The organism is Kitasatospora sp. NBC_00240 (assembly GCF_026342405.1).
Classification (GTDB): Bacteria; Actinomycetota; Actinomycetes; order Streptomycetales; family Streptomycetaceae; genus Kitasatospora.
The window spans coordinates 9,008,744-9,034,515 of sequence record NZ_JAPEMU010000001.1; the positions used below are offsets into that span (position 1 = coordinate 9,008,744).

Genomic DNA, 25,772 nt, shown 5'->3' on the forward strand with positions numbered 1-25,772 from the left:
GCCGTACGGGCGGCCGCCGGGGAACTTCCCCCCGGCGGCCGCCCCGTTCCGTTCCCGCGACCGCCGTTGGGCACGGCTAGGATGGGCGGACATGGGTACTGCCACTGGACCGAACGAGCGGCTCGCCGCCTTCGGCGACGAGTTGATCGAGATCCACCACCGGCTGCGCGAGGAGCTGGCGGCCCTGCGCGGCGACGTGGACGCCTTCCTGGACGGGCGCGGCGGGCGGCCCCGGGAGCTGAAGGAGCACTGCCTCTCGTTCTGCTCCGTACTGACCAGGCACCACACCGGCGAGGACGACGGCGCGTTTCCGCTGCTGGCCGCGGAAGTCCCGGAACTGCGGCCCGTCATCGCCAAGTTGGCGGAGGACCACCAGCTGGTCAGCGGGATCGTGCGCAGTCTGGAGACGCTGCTCGGCGGGATCACGGCCGACCCGGACGCGGCGGAGGCCGAGAAGGTCCGGCGTGAGCTGGACGGTCTGACCGCCATTCTCGCCTCGCACTTCGCCTTCGAGGAGCGGCAGATCGTCCAGGCGCTCAACGCGCTGCCGGCCGGGGCGGGAACCACCCGGAGCCTGCTGGGCCTGCCGATGGACGACCAGCGCTGAGACCTGCGCACGTCGGACGCTCGCCCAGGACGCCCAGGACGCCCAGGACGCCCAGGACGCCCAGGACGCCCGGGCCGTACGCCTGGGCTGTCAGGTTCAGGGCGCCGCCGGCCTGCGGGCCGCCTCCCGCCGCAATCGCAGTTCGCAGATCACCGCCCAGACCACCGAGACCACGGGAACCGCGACGACGGCACCGATCACGCCGGCCAGGATGCCGCCGGCGATGACCGACAGGGCGACGGCCACCGGGTGCAGCCGGACGGCCCAGCTCATCACCAGCGGGTGCAGCAGGTGGCCCTCGATCTGCCCGATCACCACGATCAGCGCCAGCACGATCAGCGCCGTCACCGGGCCCTTCGCGGCCAGCGCGACCACGGCGGCGATCGCCATCGCGACCGGGGAGCCGATCAGCGGCACCAGCGTGGCGAAGAACTCCAGCACCGTCAGCGGCAGCGCCAGCGGCACCCCCAGCAGGGCCAGCGCGATGCCGACCAGGGCCGCGTTGCTGGCCGCGACGATCATGATGCCCCGGGTGTAGCCGGCGAAGGTCCGCCAGGCGGCCCGGCCCGCGTGGTCCCAGGTCTCCCGGGCGCCGTGCGGAAGCTGGTGCTTCGCCCAGCGCCACATGCCCTCGCCGGAGTGGATGAAGAAGATCGAGCAGAACAGCGCGAGGGCCGCGCCGGTGACGATCTCCACCACCCGGCTGGCCTCGTTGACCGCCCGGCTGACCAGGGTGGAGCGGTGTTCGGTGAGGAAGGAGCTGATCTTCGACTGGAGGTCCGAGACGGTGGCCGGCTTGATGTGGAAGGGCGCGCCCTTCAGCCACAGCTCGATCCGGTCGACGCCGCCGCGGAACTCGTCACCGAGCTGCTTCCACTCGCCCGCCACGTTCTCGCCGATCAGGGCCAGCAACCCGGCGAGCAGCAGGATCGAGCCGAGCACGGTGACGGCGACGGCCGCCCCGCGGGGCAGCCAGCGGTTGATCAGATCGGCGGCCGGGCGCAGCACCGCGGTGATCACCAGGGCCACGAACACCGCGATCACGGGCAGCACCAACCGGCCCAGCAGCGACAGCACGGCGTACACGGTCGCGCCCACCAGCAGCAGCCGCCAGGCGTACCCGGCCGCGTGCTCCAGGCCGGGCGGTACCTGGTGGCCGGACGGGGCGCCGCCGCGGACGACCGGTCGGCGGGTGGCGGGGGTGCCCGCCCGCGGGCGCCTGCGGTCCGGCCTGCCGTCCGGCTCGGGGTCCTGCCCCGTTGCCGCCCGAGCTGTCATCGCGGTGTGCCTTCCGTGTGTGTCGACCCACCTGCCGGCCCGTCCTCCGACGTTACGTCAGAGCGGCTCGGCTCCCGCCGCACCGGCCGCGGTCCCCGATCGCGTGTCGCCCCGGCGTGTCCTGCCCCGCCGTGGCGCTCCGCCGCCGGGGCGCCGGGAGCGCGTCGCCAGACCACCGATCCGCCACCCTGCCCGGCCGTCATCCGGGCCCCGGTCCGGGGCCGAGGCCGACACCGCGGGCGAGCAGCGCGGCCGCCGCGGTGGCGGCCAGCACCAGGGTGGCGAGGAACGGGACCCGGCTCTGCGCACGGCCGGGTACGGGCAGCACGGTCAGCGGCGCCAGCAGGCCGGTGACGCCCAGCGCCGCCCAGCCGGCCGTCCCGGTCGGACCGGGCGGCCCGACGGTGAGGACCACCGCGGCGGACCCCAGGACCAGTGCCGCCAGCACCCGGGTCGGCCCGCCGCCCAGCCGCTGCGGCAGCCCCCGGACCCCGGCCGCCAGGTCGGCCTCGATGTCCGGGAGGACGTTGGTGAGATGCGCGCCGACCCCGAGCAGCGCCCCGCCGAGCACCGCCCAGCCGGGCGGCCAGGGCCGGCCGGGCAACCCCAGGGCGACGAAGGCGGGGAGCAGGCCGAACCCCAGCGCGTACGGCAGCCAGGACAGCGGCGTCCGCTTCAGGCCCAGGTTGTACGCCCAGGCCGCGCCGACCCCGGTGAGGTGGGCGAGGCCGGCGAGCAGTCCGACGGCCAGCGAGAGCGGGACGCACAGGGCCAGCGCGGTACCGGCGGCCAGGGCCAGGACACGGGGCCGGAGGGCGCCGTCGACCAGCGGTTTGTCCGTCCGCCCGGCGGCCACGTCCCGGGCGTGGTCGACCCGGTCGTTGCACCACCCGACGGACAGTTGGCCGGTCAGCACGGCGCCCCCCACCAGCAGGCAGCGGGTGGGGGTGAGGCCGGAGGCCGCCGCCAGGGCGGTGACCAGAACCGTCACCACGGCGGTGGGTTCGGGGTGACACGCCCGGACGAGTCCGCCGACCGGCCCCGGAACACGATGGTCCGGCAGCCGAACTGACGCCTCGACCTGCTGGGTTCCGGTCTCTCGCACCCGACGATGCTAGCCGCCGGCCGCCCGGGATGTCCTGATAAGCAAAGTTTCTGGCGATTCTCCCTAGTATGGGGTGATGACGCGAATCGCGGCCGTCCACGGAGTCCTCCCGCCCCACCGCTACCAGCAGCACGAGATCCGGGACGCCCTGGCGGAGATCTTTCTGGCCGGCGGCGCCGATCGCCGGGCGCTCGACCGGCTTCACGCCACCTCGACCGTCGGCACCCGCCACCTGGCCCTGCCACTGGAGCGGTACGCCGGGCTCGCCGGCTTCGGCGCGGCCAACGACCTCTTCATCGAGAGCGCCCTGGAGTTGGGGGAGCGGGCCCTGCGCGGGGCACTCGACGAGGCCGGCCTGCGCCCCGGGGACGTCGACCTGGTGATCTCCACCTCGGTCACCGGGATCGCGGCGCCCTCGATCGAGGCCCGGCTCGCCGACCGGCTCGGGCTACGGCCCGACGTCAAGCGGCTGCCGATCTTCGGACTCGGCTGCGTGGCCGGGGCAGCCGGTGTCGCCCGGCTGCACGACTACCTCCGCGGGCACCCCGACCACGTCGCCGTGCTGCTCTCCGTCGAACTCTGCTCGCTGACCGTCCAGCGCGGCGACGGCTCGCCGGCCAACCTGGTGGCCGGTGCGCTGTTCGGCGACGGCGCCGCCGCCCTCGTCGCCGTCGGCCCCGAGGCCCCCGTGGGCGGCGCGGCCGGGCCCACCGTCGTCGCCACCCGCAGCCACCTCTACCCGGGCACCACCGACCTGCTCGGCTGGCACATCCGTGACCAGGGGTTTGGCATCATGCTCGGCAGCGACCTGCCGGAGGTCGTCCGGCAGCACGTAGGCGAAGAGGTGCTCACCTTCCTCGCCGACCACGACCTGAAGCGGGACGACGTCACCGCCTGGGTCTGCCACCCCGGCGGACCCAAGGTGCTGGACGCCCTGCGCGAGTCGCTCGACCTCCCGGCCCGGGCGCTGGAGCTGAGCCGGCGATCGCTGGCCGAGGTGGGCAACCTCTCCTCCGCGTCCGTCCTGCACATCCTGCGGGACACCCTCGCCGCCCGGACGCCGCTGCCCGGCACCCCCGGGGTGCTGCTCGCGCTGGGGCCCGGCCTCAGCTCCGAACTCGTCCTTCTCACCTGGTAGGCATCCGATGGCCCCCTACACCCTGCTGGTGCTGCTGGTCGCCCTCGAACGACTGGCCGAACTGGTCACCGCCCGGCGCAACGCCGCCTGGAGCCGGCGGCACGGCGGCATCGAGTACGGCGCCGGACACTACCCGGTGATGGTCCTGCTGCACACCGGGCTGCTGGCCGGCTGCCTCGCCGAAACCGCCCTGGCCGACCGGCCGTTCGTCCCCGCCCTCGGCTGGCCGATGCTCGCCCTCGCCCTCGCCGCGCAGGGCCTGCGCTGGTGGTGCATCGCCACCCTGGGCCCGCGCTGGAACACCCGGGTGATCGTCGTGCCCGGCCTGCCCCTGGTCGACGGCGGCCCCTACCGCCTGCTGGCCCACCCCAACTACCTGGCGGTGGTGGCCGAAGGGATCGCACTGCCGCTGGTCCACGGAAACTGGCTCACCGCCACCGGCTTCACCCTGCTCAACCTGCCCCTGCTGGCCGTCCGGCTGCGCTGCGAGAACGCCGCCCTCGCCACCCTGCCCGTCCCCGCCGCCGCACCGGCCCTCCGGTAGTCGGGCCCCGGTGATCGACCTGCTCGTCGCCGGCGGCGGTCCGGCCGGGCTCGCCACCGCCATCCACGCGGCCCTCGCCGGCCTGGAGGTGGTGGTGGCCGAACCCCGCGCCACCCCGATCGACAAGGCCTGCGGCGAGGGTCTGATGCCTCCGGCGCTGCGCGGCCTCACCGCCCTCGGCGTCACCCCGCACGGCCACCCCCTGCGCGGCATCCGTTACCTCGACGGGGCCCGCAACACGGCCGAGGCCCCGTTCGGCTCCGGCCCGGGCCTTGGCGTACGCCGTACCGAACTGCACCACGCGCTCGCCCGCCGGGCGACCGAACTCGGCGTCCTGGTCGAGCCGGTCAGGGTCGGCGCCGTCCAGCAGCACGACGACCACGTCACCGCCGCCGGGCTGCGCGCCCGCTACCTCGCCGCCGCCGACGGACTGCACTCACCGATCCGCCGCAGTCTCGGCCTGGCCCTGCCCGACGACCGCCCGGCCCGGTACGGGCTGCGCCGGCACTACGCGGTGGCGCCCTGGACCGACCATGTCGAGGTGCACTGGGATGCGCACTGCGAGGCCTATGTCACCCCGCTCGGGCCGGAGTTGGTCGGCGTCGCCGTACTCACCCCGCACCGCGAGCCGTTCGAGCGGCAGCTGGCGCGGTTCCCGCTGCTCGGCCACCGACTGCCGGCCGCCGCTGCGGTCGGCGCCGCCCGGGGCGCGGGCGCGCTGCGCCAGCGGGTGCGGCGCCGGGTCGCGGGGCGCGTCCTGCTGGTCGGGGACGCTGCCGGCTACGTCGACGCGCTCACCGGCGAGGGCATCTCGGTGGCGCTGGCCGGCGCGGCCCGGCTGGTCGACTGCGTACGGGCGGGCCGCCCGCACGAGTATGAACGCGCCTGGTGCCGGGCCACCCGCCGTTACCGGCTGCTCACCGAGTCGCTGATCCGGCTGCGCGGCCGCCCGGCTGTGGCCGCCCGGATCGTCCCGGTGGCGGCCCGCCACCCCGCCGTCTTCGCCGCCGCCGTGCGCTGCCTGGGCTGACGATACGTCAACTCCGTTGCTGTCAAGGCGCATCAGCTTACGGTGCGGGCCTCGGTGAGCAGCAGCTCGCGCAGTCGCCGACGGCCCTGGTCGGTGAGGCCGAGGCCCTCCCGCAGGTAGGCCTCCGGGGTCCGCCAGTGCTCGCGGACCGTGTCCCAGGCGGCTCGCAGGTACTCGGGGCGGGCCTCGAAGGCCGGGCGCAGCAAGGTCCACAGCTCCGAGCCGGGCTCGGGGACGGAGCCGTCGGCCCGCCGGAAGCGGTAGGCCTGGGCCGGGCCGTTGCTGGCCAGGTAGTCGGCCAGGATCGCCTCCTCGGGGACACCCAGCGCCAGCAGCACCACGGCGATCGCCCAGCCCGCGCGGTCCTTGCCGGCCGAGCAGTGGATGAGCGCGGGGACCCCGTCCGGCTCGGCCAGCACCCGGAGGATCAGGGCGTGCTCGGCGGTGCGGGTCACCACCCGGTTGCGGTAGGCGGCGACCATCCGGGCCTCGCCGCCGCCGTCGCCGAGTTGGGCCCGCAGGGTGGCCAGATCGCCTTCCCGCAGCAGGCCGTGGAACTTCGCACCGGCGGCCGGGTCGGTGAGGGCGATCGAGCGGTGGGTGCTGCCCGGGACGGGCACGTCCATCCGCTCCGCCCGGAGGTCGGCCGTCCCGCGCAGGTCGATCACGGAGCGCAGGCCGAGCCCGACCAGGGCCGCCACGTCCTCGGGGGTGGCGTGCGCCAGATGCCCGCTGCGCAGGAGCAGGCCGGGCCGGACGGCCCGCCCGTCGGCGGCCGGCAGCCCACCGACGTCCCGGAAGTTGCGGACGCCGGTCAGGGCGGGTGCGGTGCGCTGTTCCACGGCTGCGCGTTCCTTCCGACGGCTGCGGCCTGCCTCCCCCGCACCCTACGGGGCGGCGGCCCGGACGGCAGCCGGACGGGTCGCCGCCCGGGGGGTGCCGGGGCCCGTCCGGTGGCCGGATCGCCGACGCCGGGTGGGTGCCGGGCGGTGGGTCCGACGGTCGATCAGAGACGCTGCCTGTGCGCACCCGTGGGCGGGGCGTACGCGGACCCGGGCACTCCCGGTCCGCCCGGCGCAGGGGGCCGACCGCGCCCGGCCGGGCCGCAAATCTCGCAATTGGTCCAGACCTATTGACGCGCCTTGTCGTCCCTCCTACGATCCGGATCGGTACAGCCCCACATGCCCCCACCTCACCCATTGCCGGGCGTCACGCCCCCACGCGCCGGTCATGTCCATGGCGCTCGGCGGGAATGGAGCACAACATGTTCCGTCGAAGGTCGCGCAGCCCACGCCCCGCGGGCGATCACCGCACCGGCCCCGATCCGGCCCGCCTCGAAGGCGCCCACCCCGGGTCGGAGCCGCTCCGAGCTTCCCGTCCGCAGCGGGCGGCCCTGGAACGCGCGTCGCAGGCCGACCGGCCCGGCCGCGCCCCGTACCGACCGAGCGTCGTGCGGCGCTCCCTCGCCGGGGTGAGCGCCGCCGCCGTCATCGGCGCCGGTCTCGCCATGGCCGGCTCAGTCACGGCCGGGGCCGTCACCACCAACCTGGTGGCCAACCCCGGTTTCGAGAGCGGACTCTCCGGCTGGAGCTGCACCGGCGGGTCGGGCGCGGCCGTCGGCAGTCCGGTCCACTCCGGCGCCTCCGCGCTCAAGGCCACCCCGACCGGCCAGGACAGCGCGCAGTGCACCCAGACCGTCAGCGTGCAGCCCAACTCCCAGTACACGCTGAGCGCCTACGTCCAGGGCAGCTACGTCTACCTGGGCGCGACCGGTACCGGCCTCACCGGCACCACGTCCACCTGGACGCCCAGCAGCGCGTCGTACAGCCAGCTCGGCGTGAACTTCACCACCGGGCCGAGCACCACCTCGGTGTCCGTCTACCTGCACGGCTGGTACGGGCAGCCCGTCTACTACGCGGACGATGTGTCGCTCACCGGCCCCGGTGGCAGCAGCCCTTCGCCGACGGTCACGCCCACCGTCACGCCCACCGTCACACCGACGGTCACGCCGACCGTGACGCCGACCGTGACGCCCACCGTCACCCCCACGGTGACGCCGACCGTCACGCCGACCGGCGGTGAGACCTGCGCCACCAAGCCCAAGCCCTCGGGGAAGGTCCTGCAGGGCTACTGGGAGAACTGGGACGGTGCCTCGAACGGCGTCCACCCCGGCCTGGGCTGGGTCCCCATCACGGACAGCCGGATCGCCGCGCACGGCTACAACGTCATCAACGCCGCCTTCCCGGTGATCCTTTCCGACGGCACCGTCCTGTGGCAGGACGGCATGGACGCGGGCGTCAAGGTCTCGACCCCCGCCGAGATGTGCCAGGCCAAGGCGGCCGGGGCGACGCTCCTGATGTCGATCGGCGGCGCCGCCGCGGGTATCGACCTGAGCTCCAGCACCGTCGCCGACAAGTTCGTGGCGACCGTCGTCCCGATCCTCAAGAAGTACAACTTCGACGGCATCGACATCGACATCGAGACCGGCCTGTCCGGCAGCGGCAGCATCGGCACGCTGTCCGCCTCCCAGTCCAACCTGATCCGCATCATCGACGGCGTCCTCGCCCAGATGCCGGCCGGCTTCGGTCTCACCATGGCCCCCGAGACCGCCTACGTCACCGGCGGCAGCGTCACCTACGGGTCGATCTGGGGCTCCTACCTGCCGATCATCAAGAAGTACGTCGACAACGGCCGCCTGTGGTGGCTGAACATGCAGTACTACAACGGCAGCATGTACGGCTGCTCCGGCGACTCCTACTCGGCCGGCACCGTGCAGGGCTTCACCGCGCAGACCACCTGCCTGAACAACGGCCTGACGATCCAGGGCACCACCATCAAGGTGCCCTACGACAAGCAGGTGCCCGGCCTGCCCGCCCAGTCCGGCGCGGGCGGCGGCTACATGGCGCCGAGCCTGGTCAGCCAGGCCTACAACTCCTTCAGCGGCCAGCTGAAGGGGCTGATGACCTGGTCGATCAACTGGGACGGCTCGAAGGGCTGGACCTTCGGCGACAACGTCAAGTCCCTGCAGGGCCGTTGACCTCGCACTGATACTCGGCTGATCTCCCGCTGACGCCCGCCGACTTCCCCGGGCCCCGGTTCGGATCGGACCGGGGCCGGTGTCCGGACCAGGACGGCACCTGGATCCGAGCGCGGGGCGCGGCGGTCAGAACGGGCCTGGCCGAGGAGTGCGCAGGACCCCGGGAGCATCGGTTGCTCCCGGGGTCCTGCTGTTCTCCGGTGCTGAGCGAGCCGGGAGGTCGTGCGCGGTGGGGTGCTGCACCGAGGGGCTCACCGGTCGTGCCCGTAGTCCCGCAGGGGGACACCGCGGCTCGCCCGGGAGTGCCGGAGCCGGGCCGGGTACTGGGCCGGTCGATGCGGAGGCGGGCGCGCAGCGGAGGCCCGCTGCCTCGTCGAGAACCCTCCCGCGGTCCTGACCGCTCCGGCGCGAGCGTGCCGCTCGCTACCGCGCCCGCGAGTACCGTGCGGCGGGCCGCGGTTCAATTCCCTTGCGGTGAAGGGGTGGTGAACTCGATTCACAATACTGCCCCTGTGAAAAATCTTTCAGAGCGGGGACCGTCCGGCTAAAAAGTTACCGCCGCGTCAACATGGCGCGCGTAGACCGTTGGAGGTCCCATGAGATCGCGCTCCGTCCTGTCCCTGTGCGGCACCGTCCTGCTGCTCGCCGGCAGCCTGCTCATGGCCGCGTCACCGGCCTCCGCCGCCGGCGGCAGGTATGTGGCACTGGGGGACTCCTACTCCTCCGGTGAGGGCACCGGCGACTACATCGGCTCGGCCGGATCCTGCGACCGCAGCAACCACGCCTACCCCGCCCTGTGGGCCGCCGCCCACGCCCCGTCCTCGTTCGCGTTCGTCGCCTGCTCCGGCGCCACCACCACGGACGTCATCAACAACCAGCTCTCCGCGCTCAACAGCTCCACCACCCTGGTCAGCATCAGTGTCGGCGGCAACGACGCGGGCTTCGCCGGCGCCATGCAGACCTGCGTACTCAGCGGGACCGACGCCTGCCTGACGGCCGTCAACAACGCCAAGTCCTTCGCCAACTCCAAACTGCCCGGCCTGCTCGACCAGGTCTACGCGGGCATCCGCAACCGCGCCCCCTCGGCCCGCGTGGTCGTCCTCGACTACCCCCACCTCTACAAGATCGGCGGCAGCTGCTCCTTCGGGATCAGCGACACCAGCCGCAGTGCCATCAACGGCGCCGCCGACACCATCGACTCCGTCATCGCCGGCCGGGCCGCCGCCGCCGGCTTCAGCTTCGGCGACGTCCGCGCGGCCTTCACCAACCACGAGATCTGCTCCTCCGACTGGTGGCTGAACAGCACCCGCATCCCGGTCCACGAGAGCTACCACCCGAACGCCGCCGGCCACTCCGGCGGGTACCTGCCGGTGTTCGGCGCCCGGGCCTGACCGCCCGGCCTGCCCGCCGTCCCCAGGCCGTACGGGACGGCGGGCAGGCCGTGCGCCAGCGCCGGCCGGAACCCTTGACGACCCCATCGGTACGCCGTACGTTCTGCGCTGCCCCGCAAATATTTCCGGCAAGTTTCATGAATCCTGCAGCAATATGCAGCAGGGCGCATCATGTCGTGCTGTCGGGCTCCCGTGCTCCCACCCCACCAGGAGACACCGTGAACCACCGCACCCCCGTGCCCCGTCACCGAAGCCGGGCGTCGTTCGCCGCCGTGACCCTGGCGGCGGCCATGGCGGCAACCGGCCTTGCGACCGCCCCCACCGAAGCGCGCGCCGCCACCCCGGGCAGCAGAACCGTCACGGCCACGCTGTTCGAGTGGTCCTACGCCTCGGTGGCGAAGGAGTGCGCCAACGTCCTGGGCCCGAAGGGCTACGGCTGGGTCGAGGTGTCACCGCCGCAGGAGCACATCCAGGGCGGCCAGTGGTGGACGTCCTACCAGCCGGTCAGCTACCGGATCGCCGGACGGCTGGGCGACGCGACCGCCTTCGGCTCGATGGTCAGCACCTGCCACGCCGCCGGCGTCAAGGTGGTCGCGGACGCCGTCGTCAACCACATGAGCGCGGGCTCCGGCACCGGCACCGGCGGGACCGTCTACACCAAGTACAACTACCCCGGCTACTACCAGGACTGGGACTTCCACTCCTGCCGGACGAGCATCTCGAACTACGCGGACCGCGCCAACGTCCAGAACTGCCAGCTCTCCGACCTGGCGGACCTCGACACCGGCAGCGACTACGTCCGCTCCACCATCGCCGGCTACCTCAACAGCCTCATCGCCAAGGGCGTCGACGGCTTCCGGATCGACGCCGCCAAGCACATCGCCGCCGGCGACCTCGCCGCCGTCAAGGCCAAGTTGACCAACCCGGGCATCTACTGGGCGCAGGAGGTCATCTACGGGGCGGGCGAGGCGGTGCAGCCCGGCGAGTACACGGGCACCGGCGACGTCGACGCCTTCATGGGCGCCTACGACCTCAAGCGGATCTTCGCCGGCGAGAAGCTCGCCTACCTGAGCAACTGGAACGACTCCTGGGGGGCGGGCTACCTGCCGAGCGCCAACGCCCGCACCTTCACCGACAACTGGGACACCGAGCGGAACGGCTCCACCCTCAACTACAAGTACGGCAACACCTACACCCTCGCCAACGTGTACCTGCTGGCCTGGCCGTACGGGTCGCCGAACGTGTACTCGGGGTACGAGTTCAGCGACATCGACGCCGGGCCGCCGAACGGGGGTGCCGTCAGCGCCTGTTACCAGAACGGCTGGAAGTGCCAGCACGCCTGGCGGCAGATCGCCAACATGGTGGGCTTCCGCAACGCCACCAACGGCACCGCGGTCACCAACTGGTGGTCGAACGGGAACAACGTCATCGCCTTCGGCCGTGGCGCCAAGGGTTACGTGGCGATCAACCACGAGACCACCGCCGTGACCCGGACCTTCCAGACCTCGCTGCCGGCCGGAAGCTACTGCGACGTTCAGCACGGCGACCCGGGCACGGGCGGTGGCTGCACCGGCCCCAAGTACACCGTCGCCTCGAACGGCACCTTCACCGCCACCGTCGGGGCGGGCGACGCCGTCGCCCTCTACGTGGGCGCGGGCGGCTGAACCTGGCGTCTTCCGACGGTGGGGCAGAGCCGGGGTGAGCGGCCCACGGCACACGGGGGACCCCCGGCCCGCAGCGGGCAAGGTCCCCCGTGTGCCCTGCGGCTATCCGAGGCCGCGGGCGTCCTGCTTCAGCGCGGTGTCCACGGTCAGCGCGGTCGCCACCACAAGGCTGAGCAGCGGGTCGGCGAGCGGGCGGTGGATCTGGAGGACGTAGTTGTCCGCGGTGGTGAACATCGTCTTCGCCAGTCCCTCCCAGGTCTTGGTGACCCGGGCGACCTCGGTGTCCGTCTCGTCGACGATGGAGAAGTTCCAGGCCCGCCAGTTCTCGGCCTTGACGGCGCCGATCTTCCGGCCGCCGACCTCAAGTGCGAAGTTGATCTTCCCGATGGCGTTCTGCTGAACGATCTGACCGACCTCCTGGCCGTCCGGGCGCTGCACGATCACCCGCGACTTGATGAACTTCGCCGGGCGGGTCAGCAGCAGCACCGGCGTGCCGTGCGCGTCGCGGATCTCCAGCTTGTGGGTCAGGTACTGGTCGATGGAGAAGAGCAGCCGGATCACCTTGCGCAAGGCGCCCTGGCCGACCTGGACCACCGAACCCAGCGAGGCGCCCTGCTGGTCGAAGACCGAGTACTCGTTGGTCAGCTCGATCAGCTTGGCCTTCTGGTTCACCACCAGGACCGGCTCGGAGAAGAGGGTGCCACCGCCGCCGGAGACCGGTCCGATGCCCGCCTGCTGCTGGACCTGGCGCTGCACCTTGGCGGACTCGCCGGCCGGGGCGGACTGCTGCGCGGGGATACCGGGGGTGTTCGTGTTCTGGGACATGGCGGGCAGGCTAGGCCCAATCCGCCATGGACAGCTAGATCGTTTTGTCCGGCACCGGGCCGCCCGGCAGCCAGGATCGGCGCTCCGACCAGGATTTAAGGGGCTAGGCTGCACAATTGACCAGTATTCGACGGTCGCGGTGTGGCTGAAGTCACATCGAAGCCCGCTTGCTCGCCGTCGTCGGTCCCGGATCCGGACCCCGGCGAGGCGGCGTCCCGCCTCGGCGGACCGTGACGCCTCGTCGGCACGCATGGCGAGGCGGCGCCCCCTGCCTTCGAGCAGGTGACGCACCGAGCACACACCGGGCCCTGACGGCACCTGGCCCCGGGGGCAGCAGGCACGCGCGCGGGGCCCGGTGCGTTCGAGCCCGTACTACCCGGCCGGGTCAGCCGCGGAACTCCACCGGGCGGTCCGGGGAGGCCGCCGCGAGTGCGGCGACCACCTCGTCGATGCCGGCGGCGAGCCCGTAGACCGGCGTTCCGGGCTGCTGGCGCCAGGACTCGTCGAGGCCGCCCGCGTCGACGACGTCGAATCCGAGCTCGTCGAGCAGGGACCGGACGGCCTGCTTCGCCCCCTCGTCGTCACCGGCGATCGGCAGCGCGACCCGGTCGGGGGCGCCTGCCGGGCGCGGCTTGTCCAGGATGTGCTGGGCGTACGTCCCGTTGAAGGCCTTCACGACCGGCCGGCCGAGCTGACGCTCCGTCCAGCGGCTTTCGGTGAGGCCTTCGTCCTCGATCGCGGCGATCCTTCCGTCGCGCTGCTGCGGGTAGTAGTTGCCGGTCTCGATCAGGGCGAAGCCCTCGGCGGCTCCGTCGAAGACCCCGGCGGGCAGGTCGGGAACGTTCTTCAACGGGATGGTCACCACGATCACTTCGGCGCCCCGCGCCACCTCGGAGACCGGTACCGCGGTTGCCCCGGTCTCCTCGGCCAGCGCGGACAGCGTCTCGGGACCGCGCGAATTGGCCACGGAGACGTCGTGCCCGAGGCTCGTCAGGCGGCGCGTGAGGTTTCCGCCGATGTGTCCCGCGCCGATGATGCCGATCTTCATGAGGCCTGCCTCCAGGAGGTGTCGATGCGTGATCTGATGCCGCAGCTTCGACAACCACCAGCAACACCAGCACCATTCCGGCCGCGCGGACATTCAGCCGTGAGTGCTGGCTGGAGGACGCACGGAGCGGCGACGCGTTCGGCCCGGGCGCCGGCGTCGCCTACCTCGCGCTGGACGCCGACCCGCAGCGCCCGGCGGTCGTCGCCCTGCTGCTGCACCACGGTGACACCCCGCCGGTGGCGGCCGGCGAGGACGGTGAACGGGTGGACACCGACTCGGGTGTCCTGATGCTGCACGCCCTCCCGGCGGCCGAGCGGGCCGGGCTGCTGGAGCGGGCGACATCCGCCCGGCCGGCAGGCGACCCGGCCGGGAGTTCGAAGGCGTTCACCGCACCCACCCGCCCGGGCCGGGCCGCAGCGCCATGAAGCCGCCCACGGGCTCGAAGCCGAGGGCCCGGTAGAGACCGGCACCGGCCTCGGTGGCGCGGAGTTCGACGGAGCCGCAGCCGGCGTCCTTGAGAGCTTCGACGAGGGCGGAGGTGGCGGTGCGGCCGTGACCGCGCCGCTGGTGGGCGGGATCGGTGGCCACCGTGTGGATCCTTCCCCACCGGCCGGTGGGGTGGGCGGGCCCCCGGTAGCCGCGGTGCACCATACCGATGGCGCACGCCGCGAGCCCGCCGTCGGTGGGGACCACGTACGCGAGCAGATCGGGATCGGTGCCCAGGCGGGCGCGCATGTCGTCGCGGAAGACGCCCTGCCAGTGTTCGGTGAGCGGGCCGCCGTCGCGGACGGCGATGCGCAGCCGCAGCAACTCGTCGGCGTCCGCCGGTCCGGCGGGCCGGGCGGTGGTCATCGGCTGGTCTCCTTCGGGTCGGGACGGGCACATCGGGACGGGCACATCGGGACGGGCAGGCCGTCCGGGCCCGGGCGGGCAACCCTCACCGTAGTGCTCACCCGCTTCGGCCGGGCGCGTGCGACCGTCGGGGCCGGCGTCCCGATCCGACCGACCACCGGAGCGACGACCCGGGCCCGTCGCGGCCGCCGTCCGACCCCCGGGAGTGGGGCAGGCCCCACCTCCAACGTTGCGGCTGGCTCCAGGGACTGGGCCCGCCGCGTGCGGCAGGATGGACGGCATGACCACGCCACAGCACGACCCGCACGACCGCGAGCGGCCCCGCCGAACCCGCCCGGCGCGGGCGGGCAGATTACCGTACCGGGCCTGGACGACCCGGATGACCGGCGTCGCCGCCACGGTGACGCTGATCGCCGCGACACTGGTGCTGCCCACCGCGGCCGCCGCGGCGGCGACCGGCACCGCCGCGGCCGCCACCGCCGCCGCGGCCGACGAACTCCCGGCCGCGCCACTGAACTGGACGGCCTGTCCGTTCCCCGGCGCGCCGCAGGGTCTGCAGTGCGCCTCCGTCCAGGTGCCGGTGGACTACGCCCACCCCCGGGGAGCGAAGGCCACGGTCACGGTGGACCGCCTCCCGGCGACCGGCGCACACCCCGTCGGCAGCCTGTTCTTCGACCCCGGCGGTCCCGGCGGCTCCGGCACCGGGTTGGTGTACGCGGAATCCCTCGGCGCCGGCCTGTTCACCGCCGCCACCCGGGAGCACTTCGACCTGATCGGATTGGACCCGCGCGGTGTCGGACTCAGCAGCCCGGTCCGCTGCGACCCGGCGCTGCTCAACCGTCAGGTCTCACTGTTCCCGACGGACGAGGCCGGGTTCCAGCGCCTGGTCGAACGGAACCGTGAGCTGGGCCGGAGCTGCCGCCGGCTGACCGGACCCCTGCTGGAGCACCTGGACACCGTCAGTGCAGCACGGGACCTTGAGGTGCTGCGCCGGGCGCTCGGCCAGGGACCACTCAACTACCTCGGCCTGTCGTACGGCTCCCAACTCGGAGCGACCTACGCGGAGCTCTTCCCCGGCCGCATCCGGACGCTGGCACTGGACGGCGCACTCGACCACTCGCTGTCGACGACCACGCTGTTCCAGGACGAGGCGCGGGCCTACGAGGACTCCTTCGGGCGGTTCGTCGACCGGTGTGCGCAGGACACCTCGTGCGCACCGCCGGGCGCCGACCTGGGGCGGCTCCTCGACGACCTGGTGGCGGCCGCCGACCGCACGCCGATCCCGGCGCCGGGGTGCGTCCCGACGGGCAGCTGCAGGCCGTCCGTCACCGGCGAGGACATCCGGTTCAACCTCCAGGGCCTGCTGCTGTTCCCGGCCCGGCAGGGTGAACTGGCCCGCGCGCTGGAGCAGGCACGGAACGGCGACGCCACGGCGTTCTCGTCCCCGCTCGCCACCGGGCCGAGCGACGGCGAGGCGAACGGCAGCGCGATCGCGATCGAGTGCCTCGACTGGCCGACGCCGATCCGCACCCTGGGCGATCTGCAGCGACTCCAGCGGCTCGGCCGCACGGTCGCCCCCCGGTTCGGCGGCGCGTCCCAGTCGTGGACCATCCTCGCGGGCTGCATCGGCTGGCCGGCGCCGGTGGTGAACCCGCCGCGTCCGGCCACCGTCCGGCACGCACCACCGATCCTGATCACCAACGCCACCCACGACCCTTCGACGGCGTACCCGTGGGCCGTGCACCTGGCGCGCGAACTGCCCTCCAGCGTGCTGGTGACGCGCGAGGGGGACGGGCACACCAGCTACCTGGCCCGGGGCGCGGCCCGCACCAGGGACGCCATCGACACCTACCTGCTCACCGGCCGGACACCGCCGCCCGGTACCGTCTACGACGACTGACCGTGAGGATGTTCTCCCCGGCTGCTCGACGCGTCGAACGGCGCGCTCCGCGGCGCGTCGAGCAGTCTGCGCAGGGCGACCGCATCCATCCGGCTCGTCGTCGGCGGCTGGCCCGTTCGGGCGGGGCGTCGGCCGTCGTGGGACGCGGTGCCGGACAGCGTCGCGCCGACACGTTGTTCGCGGTCGTCCGGGGTAGCGTCCTCGGCATGGACCTTCGCACCACCGTCGAGCGCGCTCAGCGCCTCAAGCAGCTGCAAACCGAGCACCTGCCGCTCGTACTGCCGACCGTCTGGGACGTCTGGTCCGCGCGGACGGCAGCCGGTGCGGGGTTCCCCGCGCTGACGATCGGCAGTCATCCACTGGCCGAATCCCGGGGCGCCGAGGATCACGAGGGGCAGACCTTCGAGGAAGTCCTCGCCGCCGTCAGGCCGATCATCGCGGCAGTCGACGTCCCCGTGTCCGTGGACCTGGAGTCGGGATACGGCCAGGAGCCTGCGGATCTCGTCGCCGGACTCACCGAGATCGGCGGCGTCGGTCTCAACATCGAGGACACCGTGCACTCGGACGGCGGACGCGTGCGCAGCACGCAGGAGCACGCGAGCTACATCGCCGGCCTGCGCGCGGCGGCCGACGAGGCGGGTGTCCCGCTCTGGGTCAACGGGCGCACCGACCTGTTCCTCCACGCGGAGGACGCCTCCGGAGTCCTCGACGAGGCGATCGAGCGACTGCGGGCCATGGTGCAGGCCGGCGCCGACAGCGTCTACCCGGTGGGCATTCAGGACCAGGACGACCTGCTTGCGGCGGTGACCGGCGCCGTCGCCGTTCCCGTGAACTCCACGGCACATCCCGTCAAACACGATCTCGAGCGCTTTCGCCGCCTCGGCGTCGGCCGGATCACCTACGGCCCGCTGCTGCAGTTCGCTCTGACGGATGCGATGAAGGACATGCTGCGCCCCTGGGCCCGCTGAGGAGTCGGCCGGGCGGCGGGGGCCCTGAAGACGGGCACCCCCGCCGCACACCACCGGCCACCGACCGGTCGGTACGGGCCCGTTGAGGTCGCGGCGGTGACCGCACGCCGGTGCCCGCTGCCACCCGTCCCGGGAAGGGCGGGTGGCACCGGGCGGGACGGCCGCTCCTACACGGAGGCGGTCAGGGTCCACTTCTGGTCGGCGTCACCGCTGCAGTCCCGGATGTCGAGCCGGACGCCGTTGGTGGTGTCGGAGGCGGGGACGTCCAGGCAGCGACCGGAGTTGGGGTTCACCAGGGTGCCGTTGACGGCCTGCCACTGCTGGGCGCCGGTTTTGTTGCAGTCCCAGAGCTGGACCAGGGTGCCGTTGGCGGTGCCCGACGAGGTGACGTCCAGGCACTTGCCGAGGACCTGCAGCGCCCCGTCGGTCGGCGTCCAGGACTGGGCGCCGCTTCCGTTGCAGTCCCAGAGGACGATCGCGTTGCCGGAGGTGGTGGACGAGGAGAAGTCGTCCACGCACTTCCCGGAGTTCAGGCCCGAGGTGATCGGCCCGGCCTGCGTGCCCGGCCCGGCGGGACCGGAGCCGTAGGCCTCCAGCTCGTAGAGCCGGGTGACCGTGCTGCCGCCGGTGTTGGACGGCACCGAGACCACCACCCGGACGTACCGGGCGCTGCGCGCCGCGAACGGGGTGTAGGTGCGGCTGGAGCGCGAGCCGGTGACGCTGGCCGCGGTCGTCCAGTTGGTGCCGTCGGTGCTCGTCTGCACCTGGAAGGCACCGGTGTTCCAGGCGGTGTTCTCGCCGCCCAGCCCGGCGTGCTTGACGACCACCGAGGCGACCGTCTGCGCCGACCCCAGGTCGACCTGGAGCGAGGCACCGGCCGTCGGCGAGCACCACTTGCTGTTGTTCCTGAGGGCGGAGTCGACCGCCTTGTCGCTCGACTCCGCGGCGGCGCACGGGGCCGAGGCACTGGTCGCCCGCCCCTGGGCGAGGTTGGTGCCGAGCTCCGGGGCGGCGGGTACGGCCGTCGCGCCGTCCTGGAAGGAGGGCGGTACGTCCGAGCCGCCGGTGCCCCAACTCGTGCTCGGCGCCGCGCCCATGGTGAAGTCCAGGGTGGCTCCGGCCGCGACGTCGGGGTAGCGCAGGTAGTTGTGGCTGGTGGCCGTCCCGTTGACCTTCAGCCCCTGGACGTAGGATCCGCCGCCGGAGGAGTTGATGGTGATGTTCCCGCCCGGACGCTGGATCAGGACGGACGGGAAGGACGGCCCGTGCACGGCCAGGGTGTCCGCGCCCGGGGTCGAGGGGTAGAGGCCGAGGGCCGCCCAGACGTACCAGGCCGAGGTGGCGCCCAGGTCGTCGTTGCCCGGTAGCCCGCTGGGGCCGGTGGTGAAGGACTCGGTCATCACCTTGCGGACCGCCGCGGAGGCGCCGGCGGGGTTGCGGGCGTAGTTGTAGGCCCACGGCACGCCGTGCTCGGGTTCGTTGCCGATGTAGTAGTACGGCAGGCTCTGACCGGCGTTGACCTGGGTGAAGTGGTGGTCGAGCCGCTGTACGGCGGTCTGCCGGCCGCCCATGGTGTTGATCAGGTCGGCGAAGTCGTAGGGGACCATCCAGGTGTACTGGGCGGCGTTTCCCTCGGTGAAGTCGCTCTGTGCGCCCGGTTCGAGCGGCCACTTCCAGCTGCCGTCGGAGTTACGGGGCTGGGTGTAGCCCGACTCGGGGCTGAAGGTGTTGCGCCACCACTGCGCCCGGGTCATGTAGGTGGAGTAGTCCGAGGTGTTGCCGAGGGCCTTGGCGAACTGGGCGACGGCGAAGTCGGAGGCCGAGTACTCCAGTGAGTCCGAGGGGGCGCCGGGCAGGTAGTGCAGGCTGGTGTAGGTGGACTGGTTCCCGCGGATCGGCGAACCCTGGGCGGTGCCGCCCTCGGAGGACTTCTTCATCAGGGCCAGTGCGGCGGCGGTGTCGAATCCCCGCGCCCCGAAGGCGTACATGCTGCCGACGATGATGGGCCCGGGGTCGCCGGTCATCACGAAGTCCTCGTTGGTCTGCTGCGACCACTTGGGCAGCAGGCCGCCCTGCTGGCCGTCCAGGACCATCGACTTGGCGATGTCGGAGGCCTCGGTGGGCGCGATGAGCGCTATCAGGGCCGCCCAGGAGCGGTAGATGTCCCAGCCGGAGTAGTTCTGGTAGACCGGTCGCGAGGAGTTGTGCACCGCGCCGTCGAAGCCCCGGTAGTCGCCGTTGACGTCGCTGGCGATGTTGGGGCTCTGGAAGACGTGGTACAGGGAGGTGTAGAACTTCTCGAGGTCGTCGGCGGAGCCGCCGGCGACCCGGGCCCGGTCGAGGATCTGGTTCCAGGAGGTGTCCGCCGCGGAGCGGACGGCGCCGAAGTCCCAGCCGTTGTTCTCGGCGACGAGGTCGGCCTGGGCGCCTGCGATGCTCACGTAGCTCAGGGCCACCTTGAACTGCACCGTCCGGGAGCCGGTGGTGTCGAAGGTGACGTAGGCGCCGGTGTTGGTACCGGAGGTGCTCGCCGAGCCGGCGCTCACCGTGCCGCCCGACCAGGTGCCGAAGCTGCTCGGGGCGCGGTCGAAGCGGATGTCGAAGAAGATCTGGTAGGTCTTGGAGGAGCCGCAGAAGCCGCCGGCGGTGACGCTGCCGGTCACCTCCGAGCCGTTGACCTTGACCGAGCCGCTGCGGTTGCCGGTGGCGCTGCGGCTGGTGTTGATCAGCAGCTGCGAGGCGGTCGAGGACGGGTAGGTCAGGCGGCCCATGCCGGTGCGGGTGGTCGCCGTCAGTTCGACGTCGGTGGCGTACTTGTCGAGCCGGTTCTTGTAGAAGCCGGGCGCGGCGGACTCGTTGGACTTGGTGTAACCCGAGGCGTAGCCGGTCCAGTTGGTGCCGGGTGAGGCGCCGAGGGCGCCGGTCACCGGCAGCAGCGGCAGGTCCTCGTTGTTCGCGCAGCCGGCTCCGTCGAAGTGGGTGAGGCTGAAGTCCTCGATCGAGGTGTCGGAGTTGCGATAGCCGGACGGTGAGGCCGTCGGCGTGTCGGGGCTGAACTGCACCCCGCCGAAGGGAACCACGGCTCCCGGGTAGGTCGAGCCGCCCGCGCCGCCGCCGACGGGGTTCGGGGCGTTGCTGTCGTCGGTGCCGATGAACGGGTCGACGTACTGGGTCAGGTTGGACGCCGCGGCTTGGGCGGGGGGCGTGGCGAGCCCGCCGGCGCCGAAGGCGGCGAGCAGGACGCTGCTGACCACCGCGGCGGCGCGGAAGCGGAGGACGGTTAAGAGCACGGGGACCACCTTCGAGTGGAGACGGGCCGCCGCGGGGGATCGGCGGCCAGCGGTCTCATGGGTACGGTCATTGCTCCGAGCGGGATGGGAACGCTACCAAGCGAGACGCAATTGTTGCGATGCGGCGAATCGCTCGTCAAGGCCATGACATAACATCAACTAGCCTTGCTTCCAGGGAGTTGACGAGTAACTCGACGACTTCATGAGTATTGACAGGCCGTCATGTGCGGCAGCAGACTCAGGTCAATCGCGTGAACGTTACCAAGACGGGTCCGGAGGCCGGTCCAATGACAGAGCCCCTTCCGGAAGCCCGGAAGGTGAGCAAGCGCTACGGCCAGGTGCACGCCCTCCAGGGCGCCGACTTCACCGTCCGCCCCGGCCAGGTGGTCTCTGATCGGGGACAACGGCGCCGGCAGGAGCACGCTGGGAGCGTGCCGAGGAGGATGCCTGTGAAGCACCCGACGATGAAGGACGTGGCCCAGGCGGCGGGGGTCAGTCTCATGACCGTCTCCCGGGTGATCGCCGGCGAGGCGGGAGTCTCGCCCGACACCGCCGCGCGGGTCGAGCGGGCGGTCCGCAAGCTCGGGTACCAGCGCAACGACAATGCGCGCAACCTGCGGCAGAAGAGACGCGGGACGTCCACCATCGGCCTGGTGGTGGACGATCTCGCCGACCCCTTCTACGCCCTGATGGTCCGTTCGGTCGAGGACGAGGCGCACCGCCGCGGCTACCTGGTCCTGGTCGGCAGCACCAACGACGAGCCGCGCCGGGAACGCGAGGTCATCGCCGCGTTCACCGCCCGGCAGGTGGACGGCCTGATCATCGTTCCCACCATCGGCGGCCACGGGTTCCTCAAACCGCCGATGGAGGCCGGCACCCAGGTGGTCTGCGTGGACCGCCCGGCCAAGGGCCTCGACGTCGACACCGTCACCGTCGACAACCGGGACGGCGCGCGGGGTGCCGTGACCCATCTGCTGGGCCACGGCCACACCCGGATCGCCTACCTTGGCGACCGCTACGAGATCTGGACCCAGTCCGAGCGCTACGCCGGCTACCTGGAGGCACTCATCGACCACGGGCTCGCGGTCGACCCCGACCTCGTACGGCACGGGCTGCGCTCCCACGGTGACGCCCAGGACGCCCTCGCCGAACTGCGCGTCCTGCCCGATCCGCCGACCGCCCTGTTCACCAGCAACGACGTCATCACCCTCGGGGTGCTGAACGGGCTGGACCACCCCACCCCGATGTCCATCGTCGGATTCGACGACCTGCCGCTCGCCAAACAGCTCGACCCGCCGCTGACCGTCGTCAGTCAGGACCCGGTAGCGGTCGGCAGCACCGCGGCCAACCTCCTGTTCTCCCGGATCGACGGTGACCGCTCCGCTCCGCGGAAGGTCGTCCTGCTCACCCGCTTCATCGCACGAAGATCGGGGGAGCGGCCCGTCCAGCGGGTGTCCGACTGACCGTGGCCGTGTCGGGGAACGACCGGCGGCGGGCGGTGGCGTGCGCTCTTCGGTGACGGCCGGTACCTCGGCCGGCCGGTGTCGGGCAGGTCCGACGTGCTCTGCCGGCCGCCGGCTGCGGTCCTGGTCGTCAGAGCCTGCTGGTCCCCGGGAACTCCCCGGTCGGACCAGTTCGGGCCAGCGCCCTGGTGAGGGCCGGCCGGTCCGACTGATGGCCGTAGCGGTTGTTCCGGCCCGACCGTTCCAGCAGCCGGTGCGGCTCCAGTCGGTAGGTTTCCGCGTCGGTCAGGAGGCTGTCCGCGCTCGGGCCGTCCGGGTCGACCAGGTGCTTCCTCAGTTCCCCCAGGACCTCGCTGCGGTCGATGAAGCAGCTCATGCCGCAGTCCAGGCCGTCGTCGTCAAGGCCGTCCGGGTAGGGCGCCCGGGCCCAGGCGCCGTTCTCGTACCAGTGGACGCAGCCGATCTAGCGCCCTCCGAGTCCGTCCCGCAATTCCTCGTAGGGCAGCCGGTCCGGGCCTCCCGCCAGCACGTCGATCGCCGGCTCGTGCCACTTCACCTCGCTCGCCCTCGTCCTCGCCGTAGAGCACGAACCGGCCCTCACCCTGCTCGGACATGACCCACCAGGTGCAGCCGCTGTCGTCCCGGCGGAGGCCCTGGTCATCGGTCCACCGGCCGGACCGGTGGACCGGCGGGCGTTCCTGGCATTCGGTGGTGGCCTCAAGGGCGGCGAGCAGCGCCCAGCGCGCCCACAGCTCCTCGGCCGGCGTAAGGTCCTCCGGTAGTCCTGGCCGGTGAACGGTCATGTGGGCCCCGGTGTGCGCGTTCCGATGGTGAGCGCCACCACGATACGGTCTGCGGCCGGCACGACCCCGCCGTCCGCTCCCGCTCTGCGTCGCCGTGAGGGCCACGGCTGCCCCGGTGGCCGGCCCCGGCCCGCTCATGCCGCCAGCCGGAGGGCTTCCGGCCGGCGGCATCAGCGGGTGTTCTCCGGACGGTTCGTCAGATGGCGCTGCAGGCTGCTCCGTTCAGGGTGAACGCGGTGGGCGTGGGGTTGGCGGCGTTGTAGGTGCCCTGGAAGCCGAAGCCGGTGGAGGCGCCTGCGGCGAGGGTGCCGTTGTAACCGAGGTCGGTGGCGGTGACGACCGCACCCGACTGGGTGATCTTGGTGTTCCAGAAGCCGGTGACCTTCTGGTCGCCGCCGTAGGTCCACTTGAGCGTCCAGCTGCTGATCGGGGCCGTGCCGGTGTTCTTGACCGTGATGTCGGCGGTGAAGCCGGTGCTCCAGGTGTTGGTCCGGTACGCGATCGAACAGGCGGTGGTGCCGGACGTCGGCGTGGCCGTCGGGGTCGCCGTCGCCGTGGGCGTCGCGGTCGGGGTCGCCGTGGCGGTGGGTGTCACGGTCGCCGTCGGGGTCACCGTGGCGGTGGGCGTGGCCGTCGGCTGAGGGCTCGGGTCCGGTGCGTTGGCGGCCAGCTGGTAGGCGACGTCCGCCGAGAAGGTGCCCGCGGCGGCGGCGCAGCCGTCGGCCTCGCCCGGGGGCTTCACCCAGAGGAAGGCGTCGATCGAGGCGTCACCGGTGGCGGCGGTCGGGTAGTTGCCGATCGAGCGGCCGGCCGGGTCGCACCAGGCGCCGCCGCCCGCCGGGCCGTTGCCGTTGCGACTGGTGTCGATGACGGCGTGCAGGTTACCGGGGTTGCCCAGGGCGGACAGCACCGACTTGCTGTAACCGACTTCGCCCGCGGTGGTGTTGAAGTTGGAGACGTTGGTGAAGAAGCCGTTGGCGTTGGCCAGAATGCCGGCACTGCGCAGTCGGTCCGCCTGCGTGGCGGCGCTGTTCCAGGTGGAGTGGCCGCCGTCCAGGTAGACCTTGGCGTTGGGGGCGGCCGCGTGGATGGTGGCGCCGGCCCGCGAGAGGGAGGCGAAACGGTCGGTCTGCTGCTGGGCGGACAGGCAGGTGGTGAGGGCGATCGAGTCCGGCTCCAGGACGATCAGCGAGGGGCCGCTGCCGAGGCCGGCCGCGAACTTGGTCACCCACGCGTCGTACGAGGCCAGGTCGGGGGCGCCGCCGGCGGAGGCGCCGCCGCAGTCGCGGTTCGGGATCTCGTACACCACCAGCACCGGTACCCGGCCCGCTCCGGCGGCTGCTGCGGTGATCGTCCGGACATCCGAAGTAATGGTGTCGGGGCGGTAGTTGGCGAACCAGATGCCCTGCGGCTGGCTGGCCACCCGCTTGGAGATCACGGAAGTGCGGGAGTCGTTCGGGTTGGCGGCGACCCACTTGACGACCTGGGAGGCCGGGTCCTTGTAGAACTGCGTTCCGCCGGCCAGGCTGCCCTGGACGGCGGCGCCGGCCCCGGTCTGGGTGGCCAGCAGCACGGCTCCGGCGGTCGCTCCGGCGGCCAGAGCCAGCAGGGCGGTGCGGCGTCGCCGGGACGTTGCGGGCTGCTCTTCGGTGGCGCGGCCGTCGGGGGAGGGGGCGGCGCGCCGGACGGACTCGGGGGTGCTCATGGGTGTTCTCCGCGTGCTCTCGGGTGGGAGAGGATCCAGGACGGTCGAGATGAACGTGGGAGCGCTCCCGCGATCGAGGTCGAGCGTAGCCAAGCCACGGCCTCGGCGTAATCCCTGACGCACGAGAAGTTTTCTCCGGCTTTGACCGCCATGAGCATCGGGAGGTGGGAGCGCTCCCGCGATCCCCGGCCACCCCGGCCACCCCGGTCAACCCGGGGACGGGGGAGCGGGGACCGGACAGGGTACGGGGGAGCGGAGGAGTCGTTTGCGCAGTAGCAGTGACTTCGCTCTGCCGAACATGCTGCGCTTTCACGTCGTTGACGCGGCCCTCGACCGGTCCGGACGCCCTCGCCGAGGCGTCCAAGGGCGCCGACAGCGTCCTGTGGCTCGTCCCGCCGAACCCGGGCGCCGACGACATCGAGGACCACTACCTCGACTTCACCCGCCCGGCCTGCGACGCCGTCCAGGCCCAGGGCGTCAGGCGCGTGGCCGGTGTCACCAGCCTGGGGCCGCGGCTACCCCCGGCACGCCGGACGGCTGTCGCCCGCCTTCGCGATGGACGCCGTGATCGAGAGCACCGGGGCCGGCTACCGACCCGCCCACCACCTTCCGCCGGTGGTGCGACGAGGTGCTGAGGCCTGCGGTCCTCACCTGAGGCGGCGCCGCGGGGTGCGAACCGGTCCTCGGACCGCAGTGGGAGGCCCGGTCCTGTCCTTCGCGCCCCGAGCGGCCCGGGCGGCATGCCATCGTGCCGTTCCGAAATGGCCCAGCAGTTTCAGGCGCCGGTTCAGGTGCCGGCTGTCGGGGCGGGCGACGCGGCGCCGGCGGGCGGCGCCTGGCAGGGCAGGGTGACGACGAGGATCACGCCTTCGTCGGCCTCGGCCCCGCCCTTCAGGGAGACGGTGTACCGGTCGGGCTCGTGGACGGCCTCGAAGCCGCCGGTGGGTGAGGCGGCCCGAGCGGCCGGGGCGGACTCCGTCCAGGTGATCTTGAAGCCCTCGTTCACGAGCCTCTCCCGCAGGGCTCGGATCACCTCGGGACGCTGATCGTCCGTGGCCTTCAACTGGGTCGCCGAGCTGAGCTGGTACGCCTCACCCTCATCGGCTATGCCCCTGCCGCGACCC

20 protein-coding genes and 2 pseudogenes are annotated in these 25,772 nt (G+C 72.5%); 12 read left to right on the plus strand and 10 right to left on the minus strand.

Annotation, left to right across the window (positions count from 1 at the left end):
• Positions 1-91 precede the first annotated feature (91 nt).
• Positions 92-607, plus strand: a complete 516-nt coding sequence (locus OG689_RS38190; protein WP_266326172.1) for a hemerythrin domain-containing protein — start codon at positions 92-94, stop codon at positions 605-607.
• 96 nt (positions 608-703) lie between these two features.
• Here OG689_RS38190 and OG689_RS38195 read toward each other — a convergent pair whose 3' ends face one another.
• Positions 704-1,885, minus strand: coding sequence for an AI-2E family transporter (locus tag OG689_RS38195; RefSeq protein WP_266326174.1), 1,182 nt, complete (start codon positions 1,883-1,885; stop codon positions 704-706).
• A gap of 199 nt (positions 1,886-2,084) precedes the next feature.
• Positions 2,085-2,990, minus strand: coding sequence for a UbiA family prenyltransferase (locus tag OG689_RS38200; protein WP_266326176.1), 906 nt, complete (start codon positions 2,988-2,990; stop codon positions 2,085-2,087).
• A gap of 76 nt (positions 2,991-3,066) precedes the next feature.
• Here OG689_RS38200 and OG689_RS38205 point away from each other — a divergent pair, with 76 nt between their 5' ends.
• From OG689_RS38205 to OG689_RS38215, 3 genes are read left to right on the plus strand one after another with little or no spacing between them, the layout of a single operon-like run.
• Positions 3,067-4,128, plus strand: coding sequence for a 3-oxoacyl-[acyl-carrier-protein] synthase III C-terminal domain-containing protein (locus OG689_RS38205; protein ID WP_266326178.1), 1,062 nt, complete (start codon positions 3,067-3,069; stop codon positions 4,126-4,128).
• Positions 4,129-4,135: 7 nt separating this feature from the next.
• Positions 4,136-4,672 carry an isoprenylcysteine carboxylmethyltransferase family protein gene (locus OG689_RS38210; RefSeq protein WP_266326180.1) on the plus strand — a complete coding sequence of 179 codons (537 nt, stop codon included), beginning with the start codon at positions 4,136-4,138 and terminating at the stop codon, positions 4,670-4,672.
• 10 nt (positions 4,673-4,682) lie between these two features.
• Positions 4,683-5,702, plus strand: coding sequence for an NAD(P)/FAD-dependent oxidoreductase (locus OG689_RS38215; protein ID WP_266326182.1), 1,020 nt, complete (start codon positions 4,683-4,685; stop codon positions 5,700-5,702).
• Between the two features lie 32 nt (positions 5,703-5,734).
• Here the strand turns inward: OG689_RS38215 and OG689_RS38220 are convergent, their stop codons facing one another.
• Positions 5,735-6,544, minus strand: a complete 810-nt coding sequence (locus tag OG689_RS38220; RefSeq protein WP_266326184.1) for a tyrosine-protein phosphatase — start codon at positions 6,542-6,544, stop codon at positions 5,735-5,737.
• 665 nt (positions 6,545-7,209) lie between these two features.
• Here OG689_RS38220 and OG689_RS38225 point away from each other — a divergent pair.
• The 4 genes and pseudogenes from OG689_RS38225 to OG689_RS38240 form a co-directional block, all read left to right on the plus strand.
• Positions 7,210-7,584: pseudogene (locus OG689_RS38225) on the plus strand (carbohydrate binding domain-containing protein); the annotation flags it as partial.
• A 198-nt stretch (positions 7,585-7,782) separates the two neighbouring features.
• Positions 7,783-8,739: pseudogene (locus OG689_RS38230) on the plus strand (chitinase); the annotation flags it as partial.
• A 596-nt stretch (positions 8,740-9,335) separates the two neighbouring features.
• Complete coding sequence (locus OG689_RS38235) at positions 9,336-10,130, plus strand: SGNH/GDSL hydrolase family protein (protein ID WP_266326186.1); 795 nt, start codon at positions 9,336-9,338, stop codon at positions 10,128-10,130.
• A 290-nt stretch (positions 10,131-10,420) separates the two neighbouring features.
• The gene (locus OG689_RS38240) at positions 10,421-11,794 is read left to right on the plus strand and encodes an alpha-amylase family protein (protein ID WP_266327739.1); all 1,374 of its coding nucleotides are present in this window, start codon (positions 10,421-10,423) and stop codon (positions 11,792-11,794) included.
• Positions 11,795-11,896: 102 nt separating this feature from the next.
• Here the strand turns inward: OG689_RS38240 and OG689_RS38245 are convergent, their stop codons facing one another.
• The gene (locus OG689_RS38245; RefSeq protein WP_266327741.1) at positions 11,897-12,733 is read right to left on the minus strand and encodes a phospholipid scramblase-related protein; all 837 of its coding nucleotides are present in this window, start codon (positions 12,731-12,733) and stop codon (positions 11,897-11,899) included.
• A gap of 271 nt (positions 12,734-13,004) precedes the next feature.
• Complete coding sequence (locus OG689_RS38250) at positions 13,005-13,667, minus strand: NAD(P)-binding domain-containing protein (protein WP_323189364.1); 663 nt, start codon at positions 13,665-13,667, stop codon at positions 13,005-13,007.
• A 263-nt stretch (positions 13,668-13,930) separates the two neighbouring features.
• Here OG689_RS38250 and OG689_RS38255 point away from each other — a divergent pair, with 263 nt between their 5' ends.
• Entirely contained in the window at positions 13,931-14,092 is a 162-nt protein-coding gene (locus OG689_RS38255; RefSeq protein WP_266326188.1) for a hypothetical protein, read from the plus strand.
• Here the strand turns inward: OG689_RS38255 and OG689_RS38260 are convergent.
• The gene (locus OG689_RS38260) at positions 14,052-14,519 is read right to left on the minus strand and encodes a GNAT family N-acetyltransferase (RefSeq protein ID WP_266326190.1); all 468 of its coding nucleotides are present in this window, start codon (positions 14,517-14,519) and stop codon (positions 14,052-14,054) included. The two genes, OG689_RS38255 and OG689_RS38260, sit on opposite strands and share 41 nt — an antisense overlap.
• A 379-nt stretch (positions 14,520-14,898) precedes the next feature.
• On the opposite strand from OG689_RS38260, the gene OG689_RS38265 reads away from it, so the two are divergent.
• Complete coding sequence (locus OG689_RS38265) at positions 14,899-16,419, plus strand: alpha/beta hydrolase (RefSeq protein ID WP_266326192.1); 1,521 nt, start codon at positions 14,899-14,901, stop codon at positions 16,417-16,419.
• A gap of 206 nt (positions 16,420-16,625) precedes the next feature.
• Complete coding sequence (locus OG689_RS38270; protein WP_266326194.1) at positions 16,626-17,387, plus strand: isocitrate lyase/phosphoenolpyruvate mutase family protein; 762 nt, start codon at positions 16,626-16,628, stop codon at positions 17,385-17,387.
• 167 nt (positions 17,388-17,554) lie between these two features.
• Here the strand turns inward: OG689_RS38270 and OG689_RS38275 are convergent, their stop codons facing one another.
• Positions 17,555-20,677 (minus strand): GH92 family glycosyl hydrolase, encoded by a 3,123-nt coding sequence (locus OG689_RS38275; protein ID WP_266326196.1) that lies wholly within the window; start codon positions 20,675-20,677, stop codon positions 17,555-17,557.
• A 449-nt stretch (positions 20,678-21,126) separates the two neighbouring features.
• Between OG689_RS38275 and OG689_RS38280 the strand changes: the two genes are divergently transcribed.
• Positions 21,127-22,140 carry a LacI family DNA-binding transcriptional regulator gene (locus OG689_RS38280; RefSeq protein ID WP_266326198.1) on the plus strand — a complete coding sequence of 338 codons (1,014 nt, stop codon included), beginning with the start codon at positions 21,127-21,129 and terminating at the stop codon, positions 22,138-22,140.
• A gap of 130 nt (positions 22,141-22,270) precedes the next feature.
• Here OG689_RS38280 and OG689_RS38285 read toward each other — a convergent pair whose 3' ends face one another.
• The 3 genes from OG689_RS38285 to OG689_RS38295 all read right to left on the minus strand — a co-directional run bounded on the left by OG689_RS38285 (position 22,271) and on the right by OG689_RS38295 (position 25,654).
• A complete protein-coding gene (locus tag OG689_RS38285; RefSeq protein WP_266326200.1) occupies positions 22,271-22,516 on the minus strand; it encodes a hypothetical protein in 246 nt (81 codons plus the stop codon).
• Positions 22,517-23,139: 623 nt separating this feature from the next.
• Positions 23,140-24,648 carry a glycoside hydrolase family 6 protein gene (locus OG689_RS38290; protein ID WP_266326202.1) on the minus strand — a complete coding sequence of 503 codons (1,509 nt, stop codon included), beginning with the start codon at positions 24,646-24,648 and terminating at the stop codon, positions 23,140-23,142.
• A 787-nt stretch (positions 24,649-25,435) separates the two neighbouring features.
• Positions 25,436-25,654, minus strand: a complete 219-nt coding sequence (locus OG689_RS38295) for a hypothetical protein (RefSeq protein WP_266326204.1) — start codon at positions 25,652-25,654, stop codon at positions 25,436-25,438.
• Between the last annotated feature and the right edge of the window lie 118 nt (positions 25,655-25,772).